This is a genomic window from Achromobacter sp. 1011791174 (assembly GCF_059760925.1).
Genome location: NZ_JCBANH010000001.1, coordinates 95,444 through 110,275 on the forward strand (window position 1 = coordinate 95,444; position 14,832 = coordinate 110,275).

Consider the following 14,832-nt stretch of genomic DNA (forward strand, 5'->3'; position numbering starts at 1 on the left):
CAGTTCGCAGTCCCCGGGCTTTTGCGTTTCCAGGAAACCCCTACTGGGGGCAGGCCCTTCGCAGTGGGGTTTCCTGGAGTCGTATCACCTGGGGCCGTGGTTGACGGCCCATGCAACCTCGAGTCGGAGTGCTCATGCCTTACTCGTACACCGAAAAAAAGCGCATCCGCAAAAGCTTCGCCAAGCGTGAAGACGTTCAAAACGTTCCTTTCCTGCTGGCGACTCAGCTTCAATCCTACCTAACTTTCCTGCAGGCGGATACCGCCCCGTCCGAACGCGTAGCCGACGGTTTGCAGGCGGCGTTCACGTCGATTTTCCCGATCGTTAGTCACAACGGTATGGCGCGCTTGGAGTTCGTGAGCTATGTGCTCGGCGAACCGGTGTTCGATGTCAAGGAATGTCAGCAACGTGGCCTGACCTATGCGTCGCCCCTGCGCGCGAAGGTGCGCCTGGTGCTGCTCGACCGCGAGGTCAGCAAGCCCACGGTCAAGGAAGTCAAGGAACAGGAAGTCTACATGGGCGAGATTCCGCTCATGACCGGCACCGGTTCCTTCGTCATCAACGGCACCGAGCGCGTCATCGTGTCGCAGCTGCACCGCTCGCCCGGCGTGTTCTTCGAGCACGACCGCGGCAAGACCCACAGCTCCGGCAAGCTCCTGTTCTCGGCCCGCGTGATTCCTTACCGCGGTTCGTGGCTGGACTTCGAATTCGACCCGAAGGACGTGCTGTTCTTCCGCGTCGACCGTCGCCGCAAGATGCCTGTCACGATCCTGTGCAAGGCCATCGGCATGACGCCGGAAACCATCCTGGCCAACTTCTTCGACTTCGATAATTTCGAGCTGAAGAGCGAAGGCGCGATGATGGAATTCGTGCCCGAGCGCTGGAAGGGCGAAATGGCCCGTTTCGACATCTCGGACCGCTCCGGCAAGGTCATCGTCGAAAAGGACAAGCGCATCAACACCAAGCACCTGCGCGATCTGGCTGCCGGCGGCATCCAGCGCATCTCGGTGCCTGAAGAGTTCCTGTACGGCCGCGTGCTGGCCAAGAACATCGTTGACGCGGACACCGGCGAGGTCATCGCCAACGCCAACGACGAGATCACGGAAAGCGTGCTGGCCGCCCTGCGCGCCGCCAACGTGCACGACATCCAGACGCTCTACACGAACGACCTGGACCGCGGCCCCTACATCTCGCAGACCCTGCGCACCGACGAAACCGCCGACCAGATGGCCGCGCGCGTGGCGATCTACCGCATGATGCGCCCCGGCGAGCCGCCCACCGAGGAAGCCGTCGAGGCCCTGTTCCAGCGCCTGTTCTACAGCGAAGAGACGTACGACCTGTCGCGCGTCGGCCGCATGAAGGTCAACAGCCGTCTGGGCCGTGGCGAGGACATCACCGGTCCGATGACGCTGACCAACGAAGACATCCTTGAAACCATCAAGGTGCTGGTCGAGCTGCGTAACGGCCGTGGCCAGATCGATGACATCGATCACCTGGGCAACCGCCGCGTGCGTTGCGTGGGCGAACTGGCCGAGAACCAGTTCCGCGCCGGCCTGGTGCGCGTCGAGCGCGCCGTCAAGGAACGTCTGGGCCAGGCCGAGACCGAAAACCTGATGCCGCACGACCTGATCAACTCCAAGCCGATTTCGGCCGCCATCAAGGAGTTCTTCGGTTCGAGCCAGCTGTCGCAGTTCATGGACCAGACCAACCCGCTGTCGGAAATCACGCACAAGCGTCGCGTTTCCGCACTGGGCCCGGGCGGTCTGACCCGCGAGCGCGCCGGCTTCGAAGTCCGCGACGTGCACCCGACCCACTACGGCCGCGTCTGCCCGATCGAAACGCCGGAAGGCCCGAACATCGGCCTGATCAACTCCATGGCGCTGTACGCTCGCCTGAACGAGTACGGCTTCCTGGAAACGCCTTACCGCAAGATCATCGACGGCAAGGTCAGCGACCAGATCGACTACCTGTCGGCCATCGAGGAAAGCCACTACGTCATCGCGCAGGCCAACGCCGCGCTGGACGAAGACGGCCGTTTCGTCGACGACCTGGTGGCCTGCCGCGAAGCGGGCGAAACCATGCTGACCGCGCCGGCCAACGTGCACTACATGGACGTGGCCCCGTCGCAGATCGTGTCGGTCGCGGCCTCGCTGATTCCGTTCCTGGAGCACGACGACGCGAACCGCGCGCTGATGGGCGCCAACATGCAACGTCAGGCCGTGCCTTGCCTGCGTCCGGAAAAGCCGGTCGTGGGTACGGGCATCGAGCGCACCGTGGCCGTTGACTCGGGCACCACCGTGCAGGCGCTGCGTGGCGGTCTGGTCGACCATGTCGACGCCGAACGCGTGGTTATCCGCGTGAACGACGATGAAAACGTGGCCGGCGAAGTCGGCGTGGACATCTACAACCTGATCAAGTACACGCGTTCCAACCAGAACACGAACATCAACCAGCGTCCCATCGTCAAGCGCGGCGATCGCGTCGCCAAGGGTGACGTGCTGGCCGACGGCGCGTCGACGGACCTGGGCGAACTCGCCCTGGGCCAGAACATGCTGATCGCGTTCATGCCCTGGAACGGCTACAACTTCGAAGACTCGATCCTGATCTCGGAAAAGGTCGTGGCCGATGACCGCTACACCTCGGTGCACATCGAGGAACTGACGGTCGTCGCCCGTGACACCAAGCTCGGACCGGAAGAAATCACGCGCGACATCAGCAACCTGGCCGAAACCCAGCTGAACCGCCTGGACGATTCGGGCATCTGCTACATCGGCGCCGAAGTCAGCGCCGACGACGTGCTGGTCGGCAAGGTCACGCCCAAGGGCGAGACCCAGCTGACGCCGGAAGAAAAGCTGCTGCGCGCCATCTTCGGTGAAAAGGCGTCCGACGTTAAGGACACCTCGCTGCGCGTGCCCTCGGGCATGACCGGCACCGTCATCGACGTGCAGGTGTTCACCCGCGAAGGCATCGTGCGCGACAAGCGCGCCCAGTCCATCATCGACGATGAACTGCGCCGCTACCGCCAGGACCTGAACGACCAGCTGCGCATCGTCGAGAACGACCAGTTCGACCGTATCGAGAAGCTGCTGGTCGGCAAGACCGTCAACGGCGGCCCGCGCAAGCTGGCCAAGGGCGCCACGATCACCAAGGCCTACCTGGCTGATCTGGACCGCTGGCAGTGGTTCGACATCCGCCTGGCCGACGAGCCGCACGCCGTCGTGCTGGAGCAGGCCAAGGAATCGCTGGAGCAGAAGCGCCACCAGTTCGACCTGGCTTTCGAAGAAAAGCGCAAGAAGCTGACGCAAGGCGACGAGCTGCCGCCGGGCGTGCTCAAGATGATCAAGGTCTACCTGGCCGTGAAGCGCCGCCTGCAGCCTGGCGACAAGATGGCCGGCCGTCACGGCAACAAGGGCGTGGTCTCGCGCATCACCCCGGTCGAGGACATGCCGCACATGGCTGACGGCACCCCCGCCGACATCGTTCTGAACCCGCTGGGCGTGCCCTCGCGGATGAACGTGGGCCAGGTGCTGGAAGTGCACTTGGGCTGGGCCGCCAAGGGCGTGGGCCATCGCATCGCCGACATGCTGCGCGACGAGCGCACCGCGCAGGTCAAGAACGTCCGCGCCTACCTGGACAAGGTCTACAACACGACCGGTTCGGGCGCGCGCATCGACGAGCTGACCGACGACGAAGTCATGGAAATGGCGCAGAACCTCAAGAACGGCGTGCCGTTCGCGACGCCCGTGTTCGACGGCGCGACCGAAGAGGAAATCACGACGATGCTCGAGCTGGCCTATCCGGACGACGTCGCCAAGCGCATGCAGCTGACCCCGTCGCGCACGCAGGCCTGGCTGTTCGACGGCCGCACCGGCGAGAAATTCGAGCGCCCGGTGACCGTCGGCTACATGCACTACCTGAAGCTGCACCACTTGGTCGACGACAAGATGCACGCGCGTTCCACGGGTCCGTACTCGCTGGTCACGCAGCAGCCTCTGGGCGGCAAGGCGCAGTTCGGCGGCCAGCGTTTCGGGGAAATGGAAGTGTGGGCGCTGGAAGCGTACGGCGCGTCCTACACCCTGCAGGAAATGCTGACGGTGAAGTCCGACGACATCACCGGCCGCACCAAGGTATACGAAAACATCGTCAAGGGCGATCACGTCATCGATGCCGGCATGCCGGAATCGTTCAACGTGCTGGTCAAGGAAATCCGCTCGTTGGCCCTGGACATGGATTTGGAGCGTAACTAATGAAAGCGCTACTCGACCTCTTTAAGCAAGTCTCGCAAGACGAGCAATTCGATGCCATCAAGATCGGCATCGCCTCGCCGGAGAAGATCCGTTCGTGGTCCTACGGCGAAGTCCGCAAGCCCGAGACGATCAACTACCGCACCTTCAAGCCCGAGCGCGACGGTCTGTTCTGCTCGAAGATCTTCGGCCCGATCAAGGACTACGAGTGCTTGTGCGGCAAGTACAAGCGCCTGAAGCACCGCGGCGTGATCTGCGAGAAGTGCGGCGTTGAAGTGACCGTCGCCAAGGTGCGCCGCGAGCGCATGGGCCACATCGAGCTGGCCAGCCCGGTCGCGCACATCTGGTTCCTGAAGAGCCTGCCCTCGCGTCTGGGCATGGTGCTCGACATGACCCTGCGCGACATCGAACGCGTGCTGTACTTCGAAGCCTGGTGCGTGATCGAACCCGGCATGACCCCGCTCAAGCGCGGTCAGATCATGTCCGACGACGACTTCCTCGCCAAGACCGAGGAATACGGTGACGACTTCCGCGCGCTGATGGGCGCCGAAGCCGTGCGCGAACTGCTGCGCACCATCGACATCGACCGCGAAGTGGAAACGCTGCGCGGCGAACTGAAGGCCACCAGCTCGGAAGCCAAGATCAAGAAGATCTCCAAGCGCCTGAAGGTGCTGGAAGGCTTCCAGAAGTCCGGCATCAAGGCCGAGTGGATGGTCATGGAAGTGCTGCCCGTGCTGCCGCCGGACCTGCGTCCGCTGGTGCCGCTGGACGGCGGCCGCTTCGCGACCTCCGACCTGAACGACCTGTACCGCCGCGTCATCAACCGCAACAACCGTCTGAAGCGCCTGCTGGAGCTGAAGGCCCCTGAAATCATCCTGCGCAACGAAAAGCGCATGCTGCAGGAAGCCGTCGACTCGCTGCTGGACAACGGCCGCCGTGGCAAGGCCATGACGGGCGCCAACAAGCGCCAGCTCAAGTCCCTGGCCGACATGATCAAGGGCAAGAGCGGTCGTTTCCGTCAGAACCTGCTGGGCAAGCGCGTCGACTACTCGGGCCGTTCGGTCATCGTGGTGGGTCCGCAGCTCAAGCTGCATCAGTGCGGCCTGCCCAAGCTGATGGCCCTGGAACTGTTCAAGCCGTTCATCTTCAATCGCCTGGAGATGATGGGCCTGGCCACGACCATCAAGGCCGCCAAGAAGCTGGTGGAAAGCCAGGAGCCGGTGGTCTGGGACATCCTGGAAGAAGTCATCCGCGAACACCCGGTCATGCTGAACCGTGCGCCCACGCTGCACCGTTTGGGCATCCAGGCGTTCGAACCGGTCCTGATCGAAGGCAAGGCCATCCAGCTGCACCCGCTGGTCTGCGCGGCGTTCAACGCCGACTTCGACGGTGACCAGATGGCCGTGCACGTGCCGCTGTCGCTGGAAGCCCAGCTCGAAGCGCGCACGCTGATGCTGGCCTCGAACAACGTGCTGTTCCCCGCCAACGGCGAACCGTCGATCGTGCCGTCCCAGGACATCGTGCTGGGTCTGTACTACACGACCCGCGAGCGCATCAACGGCAAGGGCGAAGGCATCTTCTTCACCGACGTCGCTGAAGTGCAGCGCGCCTACGACAACGGCGAAGTGGAACTGCAGACGCGCATCACCGTGCGCCTGAAGGAACACGAGCGCGACGAAGCGGGCGAATGGCAGCCGGTGATCCGCCGTCACGAGACGACGGTCGGCCGCGCGCTGCTGTCCGAGATCCTGCCGAAGGGCTTGCCCTTCACGGTGCTGAACAAGGCGCTGAAGAAAAAGGAAATCTCGCGCCTGATCAACCAGTCGTTCCGCCGTTGCGGCCTGCGCGACACGGTGATCTTCGCCGACAAGCTGATGCAGTCGGGCTTCCGCCTGGCCACGCGCGGCGGCATCTCGATCGCCATGGGCGATATGCTGATCCCGTCGGCCAAGGAAAGCATCCTGGCCGAAGCCAGCCGCGAAGTGAAGGAAATCGACAAGCAGTACTCGTCGGGTCTGGTCACGTCCCAGGAACGCTACAACAACGTGGTGGACATCTGGGGCAAGGCCGGCGACAAGGTCGGCAAGGCGATGATGGAACAGCTGGCCACCGAACCCGTGACCAACCGTCACGGCGAGGAAGTGCGCCAGGAATCGTTCAACTCGATCTACATGATGGCCGACTCGGGCGCCCGTGGTTCGGCCGCCCAGATCCGCCAGCTGGCCGGCATGCGCGGCCTGATGGCCAAGCCGGACGGCTCCATTATCGAGACGCCCATCACGGCGAACTTCCGTGAAGGCCTGAACGTGCTGCAGTACTTCATCTCGACCCACGGCGCGCGTAAGGGTCTGGCTGATACGGCACTGAAGACCGCGAACTCGGGCTACCTGACCCGTCGTCTGGTCGACGTGACGCAGGACCTGGTCATCACCGAAGACGATTGCGGCACCTCGCAAGGCTACGCCATGAAGGCGCTGGTCGAAGGCGGTGAAGTGATCGAGCCGCTGCGCGACCGCATCCTGGGCCGCGTTGCCGCCATCGACATTGTCAACCCGGACACGCAGGAAACGGCCATCGAAGCCGGCACCCTGCTGGACGAAGACATGGTCGACACCATCGACCGCCTGGGCGTGGACGAAGTCAAGGTCCGCACGCCGCTGACCTGCGAAACGCGTCACGGCCTGTGCGCGCACTGCTACGGTCGCGACCTCGGCCGCGGCTCGCCGGTCAACCAGGGCGAAGCGGTTGGCGTCATCGCCGCCCAGTCCATCGGTGAACCGGGCACGCAGCTGACGATGCGTACGTTCCACATCGGCGGCGCGGCGTCGCGTTCGGCCCTGGCCAGCGCGGTGGAAACCAAGTCTGCCGGTACCGTCGGCTTTGCCAGCACGATGCGCTACGTCACCAACGCCAAGGGCGAACGCGTGGCGATCTCGCGCTCGGGCGAACTGGCGATCTTCGACGACAACGGCCGCGAACGCGAACGCCACAAGATCCCGTACGGCGCGACCGTGCTGGTGGGCGACGGCGAAGCCGTCAAGGCCGGCGCCCGTCTGGCGACCTGGGACCCGCTGACCCGTCCGATCGTGTCGGAATACGGCGGCGCGGTGCGCTTCGAGAACATCGAGGAAGGCGTTACCGTCGCCAAGCAGGTGGACGAAGTCACCGGCCTGTCGACGCTGGTCGTCATCACGCCCAAGACGCGCGGCGGCAAGATCGTCATGCGTCCGCAGATCAAGCTGGTCAACGAGAACGGCGACGACGTCAAGATCGCCGGCACCGATCACTCGGTGAACATCTCGTTCCCGGTGGGCGCGCTGATCACCGTGCGTGACACGCAGCAAGTGGCGGTTGGTGAAGTGCTGGCGCGTATTCCGCAGGAATCGCAGAAGACCCGCGACATTACCGGGGGTCTGCCGCGCGTGGCCGAGCTGTTCGAAGCCCGTTCGCCGAAGGACGCCGGCATGCTGGCCGACGTCACCGGCACGGTCTCGTTCGGCAAGGACACCAAGGGCAAGCAGCGCCTGGTCATCACCGACCTGGAAGGCGTCAGCCACGAGTTCCTGATTCCGAAGGAAAAGCAGGTGCTGGTGCACGACGGCCAGGTGGTGAACAAGGGCGAAATGATCGTGGACGGCCCGGCCGATCCCCACGACATCCTGCGCCTGCAGGGCATCGAGAAGCTGGCGACCTACATCGTCGACGAAGTGCAGGACGTTTACCGTCTGCAGGGCGTGAAGATCAACGACAAGCACATCGAAGTGATTGTTCGTCAGATGCTGCGCCGTGTGAACATCGTCGATGCGGGCGATACCGAGTTCATCCCGGGCGAGCAGGTCGAGCGCTCTGAGCTGCTGAACGAGAACGACCGCGTCGAGGCTGAGGGCAAGCGCCCGGCTTCTTACGACAACGTGCTGCTGGGCATCACCAAGGCCTCGCTGTCGACCGACTCGTTCATCTCGGCCGCTTCGTTCCAGGAAACCACCCGGGTCCTGACCGAGGCCGCCATCATGGGCAAGCGCGACGACCTGCGCGGCTTGAAGGAAAACGTCATCGTCGGCCGTCTGATCCCGGCCGGTACCGGTCTGGCGTACCACCATGCCCGCAGGGACAAGGAAGCGCTGGAGGCCGCGGAACGCGAAGCCGCTCGCCAGCTGGCCAACCCGTTCGAGGACGCGCCGGTCACGGTGGGTTCCGATGCGGACGCCCCTGTCGCCGATCTGGGCGCCGAGGACGCCGCCGAATAAGCGGAGCCTTCGGACAACTCCCCGCGCGCAGTCCGGCGCGGGGAGGCCGGAAACAAGAAAGGCCGCCGATGCGAATCGGCGGCCTTTCTGTTTTTCCGCGCGGGCTTTTGCGCGGACGGGATTCGCGGGGCGCGGGCCTTAGCGTCCGGCCTGCTCCCGGGCGCGCTGGAAGGCCGGTCCCCAGGCCGGGTGGCCTGCTTCATTGGGCGCCAGCTCGAACGAGGGATCCAGGGCCAGGATGCGGGCGAAGCTGTCCACGCACAGCTGGGTGTAGCGCGTGACGCAATAGCTGAAAGCCTGGAGCTTGTAGGCCTCGACGCGCACCGCCCGGGTGGAGCCGGCCAGCTCGTCCGACTTCGCCACCTGGCGCACCACTTCGCCGTAGTGGCCGGCGGCGTACTGGTCGCGTACTTGTTGCAATTGTTCCAGCGCCTGGGGCGTGGCGGGCGTTTCGGGCAGCGCGCGTTGCATGCCGGCGCAACCGGCAAGCATGGTGACGGCGCCGGCCAGCGCGGCGAAGGAGCGGATTTTCATGGGCATGCGCAGAATTGGTGAGGATTGGCGATGGCGCTATCGTGCCACAGCCTGATGCGGTCGGACATTTTCGGCAATGTCCTTGTGTTGCAGATTCGATAATATTCGGGCTAATAACCGTCATTCCCGGGTACGCACGTCCCGAGCACCGCCTTGAACATGTCATCATCCGCCGGCCTGTTGACGCCGCGTGGCCCTTTTTCCGGCGCCGCGCCATTGGCGTTGCGTCCCCTGAGCGCCATCGCCGCGACCGCGGCGGGAGGCGTGCCGGAGGCGCGCATCAAGCGCCTGCTGTCCGATCTGTTGCCGTCGCTGATGTCCTTGCATGCGCAGGGCGAGATCTGTGGCGACATCTCGCTGGACACCGTCGGCATGGACGAGGGTGCCCGCGCCCACCTCTTGCCTGAGCTGGTGGTGGCCCGCTCGCGCCGCAACTCCCTGCCGCCCGCGCCCGGATTCGCGCCGATCGAACTGTATGCCGACACGGCTCAGTGGCCGCGCGGGCCCTGGACCGACGTGTATGGGCTGTGCGCGGTGATGCACTCGCTGGTCACCGGCCTGCGTCCGCCGCCCGCGCCGGAACGGCGCGTCGACGACCCCTACGAACCCTTGGCCCAGCTGGGCCTGTCCAAGTACAGCCAGGAGTTCCTGCGCGTCATCGACGAGGGCCTGTCCATGCAGCCGGCCGAGCGGCCGCAGTCGCTGGCGGATCTGGCGGGCAGGCTGGGCATGGTGGTCTACGCAGATGCCGTGCCCGCGTCCCCGGGCGCGGCCGGCGCCTCGCAGCAGGCCTCGCCGCCGGTTGGCGACGCGCATCTGCGCCAGCCGGCTGCGAAGCGCGGCAAGCCGGTATGGATCGGCCTGTTGCTGGCGCTGGTCATCGTGGGTGGCACCTTTGGCTGGTTCCAGTCCGGCCGCGCGCCCAATGCGCTGATCACCAGCTCTGAGCTGATGCCGCCGAACCCGCCCATGGTCCGACCGGAGGCGCCGGCGCAGCCGTCCGCGCCGCAAGCCGAGCCGCAAGTGGCGCGCGCCGAGCCGCCCGGGCTGCAGCCTGCGCAGCAGACGATGCCCGTGCTCGTCGCGGAGTTCAAGCCGCCGGCCGTCGCGGATGCCGCGCCGCCTTCAACGGAGGCCCTGATCGGCGCGGCCCGTTCCCTGGACAACAGCGCCTTCCAGGCCGAGCCGGCGGTGCCGGCGCAGCCGCAGGAGGAACCCAAGCCCCGGCCCATCGCGACGCCCGTGACGGTACGGCTGGACATCAGGCCCTGGGGCGAGGTCTGGGTCAACGGCGTCGCGCGTGGCATCAGTCCGCCGGTGAAGGAGCTGCGCCTGATTCCCGGCAAATATCAGGTGGTGCTGCGCAATGCGGATCTGCCGCCATACCGCGGCACGCTGGAAATCAAGGCGGGCAAGCCCGCGGTGATTTCACACGTCTTCGAATAGCGCGGGGGCGCGTGGCTATTGGCCGTCGTGCTCCGGCGCCATCGGCAGCCGCAGGCTGAAGACCGAGCCCCGGCCCGGTTCACTGCTGACCTCCGCGGTGCCGCCGTGGCGTTGCGCCACCGTGCGCACGAAGGCCAGGCCCAGGCCGGCGCCGCCCACGTCCTTGCGCGTATCGGCGGCCACGCGAGAAAACGGTTCGAACAGGCTGTCCAGGTCCTGCGCGGCGATGCCCCGGCCCTGGTCGCGCACGCTGATGCGCCAATAGCCGTCGTCTTCCTCTATGCCGCAATCGATGCGGGTATCGGCCGGGCTGTACTTGATCGCGTTGTCGATCAGGTTGCACAGCGCCCGCATCAGCAGCGTCTGGTCGCCCAGCGCATAGGCCACGGGCAGGTCAGGCTGCGTCGCCAGCGCGATGTTCTTTTTCTGGGCGGCAGCCCAGAACTCGTCCACGCCATCCTGCAGCAGGCTGCCCAGGTCCAGCTCGACCGGACGGATGGCCATCGATTCCGCACGGGTCAGGTGCACGAAATCGTCCACCAGGTTCAGCGTGCGGCGCGCCAGCATGGCGATACGCCGCAGGGTATCGTCCTGGCTGTCGCGCGCGTCCGCTTCGTGATGCATGTCGATCAACGCCAGGATCGAGCTTTGCGGCGCGCGCATGTCGTGCGACACGAAACGCAGCGTTTCCTCGCGCTGGCGCTCGGCCTGGCGGATGCTGGAGATGTCGGTGAGCGTGGCCACCGTGCCGGCAAATTGGCCTTCCGCCGTGTGGATGGGCGCGCACTTGAGGATCAGGTCGCGTCCCGCGCGATCGCGCACTTCCAGGTCGGCGCTCCAGGGCGAGGATTCGCGTTCCTGTCCGCTCAGCGCGTCGGCCAGGCGCTGGCGCGCGTCATCATCAGAAATCGTGCGTTCGAGCAGATGCGTGGCGGGATGGCCGACGCGCGGCGGGCGCATGCCCAGCCGCTGGAAATACATCACCGCGGCCTGATTGCGGAATTGCATGCGGCCTTGTTCGTCGAACACCAGGGTTGCGTCCGGCATGCCGTCCAGGCCGTCCGCCAGGAAGCGCCGCAGGTTGCGCACGCGGGCCAGGGCGCGGCTCAGTTCGCCGACGCGATGCTCGAGCGAGGCGCTGTGGCCGAAAGACTGCGCGCGGGCTTCGTTCAGCACCGGCGGGTACTCGCGCTGCAGACGGCGCAGCTCGTAGTCCATGTAGCGCAGCGCGGCCTCCTGGCTGCGCCAGCTCCACATCGGATAGCTGAGCGCGACGCCCAGCAGCGCCGCGCTGGGGGCGAACCACAGATTGGCCTGCGACAACAGCAGCAGCGATGCCGCCAGCACGGCGGCCAGCAGCGCGAGGCACACCAGCAGGGCGCGCTTGGGCGAAAGCCGCCACAAGGCCAGGCAGGCCAGCAGCGCCGGCAGCGCGGAGAACAGCGCGTTCAACCAGGGCGGCGGCGCCTGGTAGGCGATATCGTCGCGCGCCGCCTGCAGCACATTGGCCACGATTTCAACGCCCGACATGCCGCTCGTGTCATGGGACACCGGCGTCGGATAGGTGTCGCTCAGGCCGGTGGCCCAGGCGCCGACCAGCACATACTTGCCGCGTAGCGCGTCCGCCGGCAGGTCGCCGCGCAGCACGGACAGATAGGACACGGTGCGGGTATGGGCCGGCGGACCGGAATAGGGGATCAGGATGCCGCCGTCCGGTTGCGCGCGCTTGAGCAGGCGGCCGGCGACGTCGGATTCGCCGCCGATGCGCAGCAGCGTCAGGGCCAGATGGCGCCACCAGTCGCCGTCGTAGTGCACGCGCAGCACGCTTTCGCGCACCACGCCGTCGGCGTCGATGCGCGCGTTGATGAAGCCCAGCCCCGCCGCGGCCTGGGCCAGCGCCGGGATGGGCAGGCTCATGCTGCCCGGGTGGTCGAGTCGGTCCAGCACCACGGGCAGCACCGCGCGGCCGTTGCGGCGCAGGCTGTCGGCGAGAATCGCGTCGTCGTTCGGGTTGATCGTGTCGGGTTCCGCGAAGATCACGTCCAGGCCCACCGCCCGCGCACCCTGCAGGCGGTCGAGCAGGGCGGCATGGATGGCGCGGCGCCAGGGCCAGCGGCCCAGTGCGTCGATGGTGGCGTCATCGATCGCGACGATCAGGATGTCTGGCGATGCCGGGCGCGGCGTCATGACGACCGCGCGGTCATACAGGATCTGGTCGACGCGGCCCAGCCCGTTCAGCGCGCCCAGCAGAGCCGCCAGCGCGATCAGCGCCGCCGCCAGCCACAGTCCTGAGCGCGAGCTGCGGTCCTGCGGGTGGGCGGCGTCGGCCATGGCGCGGGGAAACTCAGTAATCAGTCAGCGTCACGAAGCCGCCCGTGCCGGTGGCCACGCCCAGGCCGAACGCGGTGGACAACTGGCTCATGCCTTCGAAGGTGGCGACGGCATCCTGTCCGTGCAGGCCCAGGTCGTCGACCGCGCGCACCGAGACATAGTAGGTGCCCGCGCCGGGGGCGCGAAAACGGATGTCGTTGCTGGCGAAAAGCGCGGAAGACACGGGCTGCGCGCCATCGGCGTCGCGCGATACGCGCACCAGATAGCTCTTGGCGCCGGGCACCGGCTCGAACGCGCTGGTCCATTGACCGCCGGCGCGCGTCGGCGCGGCCAGCTGCGGAGCCGGCAGCAGTTGGCGCAAACCGGCAACCGTGCCGTCTGCGCCGACCGCCGCGCCGAAGCCGCGGGCCACGGCCACGGGCTTGGCCGGCGTGGCGCCGGGGGCGTGCGGCTGCAGGCGCACGCTGCCTTCCAGGACTTCGCTATGCACGCCGCCGCTGCCGCTTTGCACGCGGAAGCGCGTGCCACGCACGCCCGTGACGGCGACCGGCGTGCGGATTTCGAAACGACCCACGCCCTGGCCCTCCGGGGCCACCGAGGATTCCACGCTGCCGCGCTGCACGCGCACCACCGAGTCGGTCAGGCCGGTGCCTTCGAATTGCCGCATGCGAGACAGTTCCACCGAGCCGTCCGCGGGCAGCGTGAGCTTGGAGCCGTCGGCCAGTTCCAGCGTCACGAAGCCATTGGGCGCGGTGACGACGGTGCTGCCTTCGGGCAGGCTGGCGCCCGGCGCAAGCGTCTTGCCGGCGGCGGAGGCCTGGCCGCTGACGTGCACGACGCGCGCTTCTGCAGGCCGGACCGGAATCATGGACAGCGGGATGTGCAATTCCAGGCCGATCGGCAGCTGTTCGGGCGCGACGATCTTGTTCAGCGACTGCAGCGGATTCCAGTTGGCGGAATTGCGCGTGTACGTGTTGGCGATGTTGATCAGCGTATCGCCGGCGCGCACGCGGTAGATGAAGTCCTCTCCCAGCGAACCCGCGGGCTGGCCATGCGCGACGGCACCCAGCAACAGGCTGGAAAACAGGACAAGCGAAGCAAGGGCGCGGTGGCGGCGCATGGCGGGCGATTCTCCGGATGTGGCATGGGCTGGGGCGTTCACGGCGCGGGCTGGCCGTCGTCCTGGGCGCTGGTCAGCTCCAGGCGGTAACCCAGCGCATAGGACGAGGTCAGGCGCACGCCGTGTTCCGGCCGCAGCTGCAGCTTTTGCCGGATGTTGGACAGGTGCGTGTCCAGCGTGCGCGAGGTGGCCGGAATTTCCCTGTTCCACACGCATTCGGCCAGCACGTCGCGCGACATGAGCCGGCCCAGATTGCGAAAGAACAGCAGCGCGAGCTCGAATTCCTTGGGCGCCAGCGTGACAGCCTTGCCGTTCAGCGCGATGGTGCGGGCGGAGGGCTCGACGCGGTAGTTCGCCACGTCGAACGATTCGTCCGCGGGTTCGGCGATCTGGCTGCGGCGCAGCAGGGCGGCCACCCTGGCCAGCAATTCCAGGGGGCGCAATGGCTTGACGATGTAGTCATCGGCGCCGGCGCGCAGCCCTTCGACCAGGTCGTCCTCGCTGGAGCGGTTGGTCAGGAAAATGACCGGGATGCGCGGGCCGATATTGGCGCGCAGCCAGCGCACCACGTCGTCGCCGTCGATATCGGGCAGGTGCCAGTCCAGCAGTACCAGATCGAAGCTCTCGTTGCGCATGGCCGAGAGCAGGTCGCGGCTCTGCTGATAGCTGCTGCATGTATAGCCAGCAGCCGTCAGAACCTGCTGGATACGGCGTGCTTGGTCCAGGTCGTCTTCCAGCGACGCGATTTTCATAGGCGGCGTTGTGTCTCGCGGAGGGGGCTGCGCACGTACGCGTAGCGGCTTCCTGTTGCGGAGTGGGGAAATTTGTGTAAACGAATGATAACTCGGGCGGCGGATCCCTGACGAAGTCATGCCAACAACCGTCAAACTTTGCAAACTTGACGAATCTT

Annotated in this window: 7 protein-coding genes; 3 read left to right on the forward strand and 4 right to left on the reverse strand. The window is 66.2% G+C overall.

Annotated elements, in window-relative coordinates:
• Positions 1-134: 134 nt before the first annotated feature.
• Together rpoB and rpoC are read left to right on the forward strand one after the other, a co-directional pair.
• Complete coding sequence (rpoB, locus tag AC6LJ5_RS00455) at positions 135-4,247, forward strand: DNA-directed RNA polymerase subunit beta (protein WP_103271752.1); 4,113 nt, start codon at positions 135-137, stop codon at positions 4,245-4,247.
• Positions 4,247-8,491 (forward strand): DNA-directed RNA polymerase subunit beta', encoded by a 4,245-nt coding sequence (gene rpoC / locus AC6LJ5_RS00460; protein ID WP_103271751.1) that lies wholly within the window; start codon positions 4,247-4,249, stop codon positions 8,489-8,491. The genes rpoB and rpoC overlap by 1 nt, the downstream gene beginning before the upstream one ends.
• 138 nt (positions 8,492-8,629) lie before the next feature.
• On the opposite strand, the gene AC6LJ5_RS00465 is transcribed toward rpoC, so the two are convergent.
• Positions 8,630-9,025: a TssQ family T6SS-associated lipoprotein gene (locus AC6LJ5_RS00465; RefSeq protein WP_103271750.1), complete on the reverse strand. Its 396-nt coding sequence runs from the start codon at positions 9,023-9,025 to the stop codon at positions 8,630-8,632.
• A gap of 159 nt (positions 9,026-9,184) precedes the next feature.
• Here AC6LJ5_RS00465 and AC6LJ5_RS00470 point away from each other — a divergent pair, with 159 nt between their 5' ends.
• The gene (locus AC6LJ5_RS00470) at positions 9,185-10,471 is read left to right on the forward strand and encodes a serine/threonine-protein kinase (RefSeq protein WP_498139561.1); all 1,287 of its coding nucleotides are present in this window, start codon (positions 9,185-9,187) and stop codon (positions 10,469-10,471) included.
• 15 nt (positions 10,472-10,486) lie between these two features.
• Here the strand turns inward: AC6LJ5_RS00470 and AC6LJ5_RS00475 are convergent, their stop codons facing one another.
• Genes AC6LJ5_RS00475 through AC6LJ5_RS00485 form a run of 3 tightly spaced genes read right to left on the reverse strand, consistent with a single transcriptional unit; the run spans position 10,487 to position 14,674 of the window.
• Positions 10,487-12,802, reverse strand: a complete 2,316-nt coding sequence (locus tag AC6LJ5_RS00475; protein ID WP_392413081.1) for a CHASE2 domain-containing protein — start codon at positions 12,800-12,802, stop codon at positions 10,487-10,489.
• A gap of 13 nt (positions 12,803-12,815) precedes the next feature.
• Positions 12,816-13,922, reverse strand: coding sequence for a FecR domain-containing protein (locus AC6LJ5_RS00480; RefSeq protein WP_103271747.1), 1,107 nt, complete (start codon positions 13,920-13,922; stop codon positions 12,816-12,818).
• A 38-nt stretch (positions 13,923-13,960) separates the two neighbouring features.
• Positions 13,961-14,674 carry a response regulator transcription factor gene (locus tag AC6LJ5_RS00485; protein WP_103271746.1) on the reverse strand — a complete coding sequence of 238 codons (714 nt, stop codon included), beginning with the start codon at positions 14,672-14,674 and terminating at the stop codon, positions 13,961-13,963.
• Between the last annotated feature and the right edge of the window lie 158 nt (positions 14,675-14,832).

Bases quoted from the DNA above. Each gene is read 5' to 3' on its own strand.
- AC6LJ5_RS00470 (WP_498139561.1), top strand. From the start codon at position 9,185: ATGTCATCATCCGCCGGCCTGTTGACGCCGCGTGGCCCTTTTTCCGGC.
- AC6LJ5_RS00485 (WP_103271746.1), bottom strand. From the start codon at position 14,674: ATGAAAATCGCGTCGCTGGAAGACGACCTGGACCAAGCACGCCGTATC.
- AC6LJ5_RS00480 (WP_103271747.1), bottom strand. From the start codon at position 13,922: ATGCGCCGCCACCGCGCCCTTGCTTCGCTTGTCCTGTTTTCCAGCCTG.
- rpoB (WP_103271752.1), top strand. From the start codon at position 135: ATGCCTTACTCGTACACCGAAAAAAAGCGCATCCGCAAAAGCTTCGCC.
- rpoC (WP_103271751.1), top strand. From the start codon at position 4,247: ATGAAAGCGCTACTCGACCTCTTTAAGCAAGTCTCGCAAGACGAGCAA.
- AC6LJ5_RS00465 (WP_103271750.1), bottom strand. From the start codon at position 9,025: ATGAAAATCCGCTCCTTCGCCGCGCTGGCCGGCGCCGTCACCATGCTT.
- AC6LJ5_RS00475 (WP_392413081.1), bottom strand. From the start codon at position 12,802: ATGGCCGACGCCGCCCACCCGCAGGACCGCAGCTCGCGCTCAGGACTG.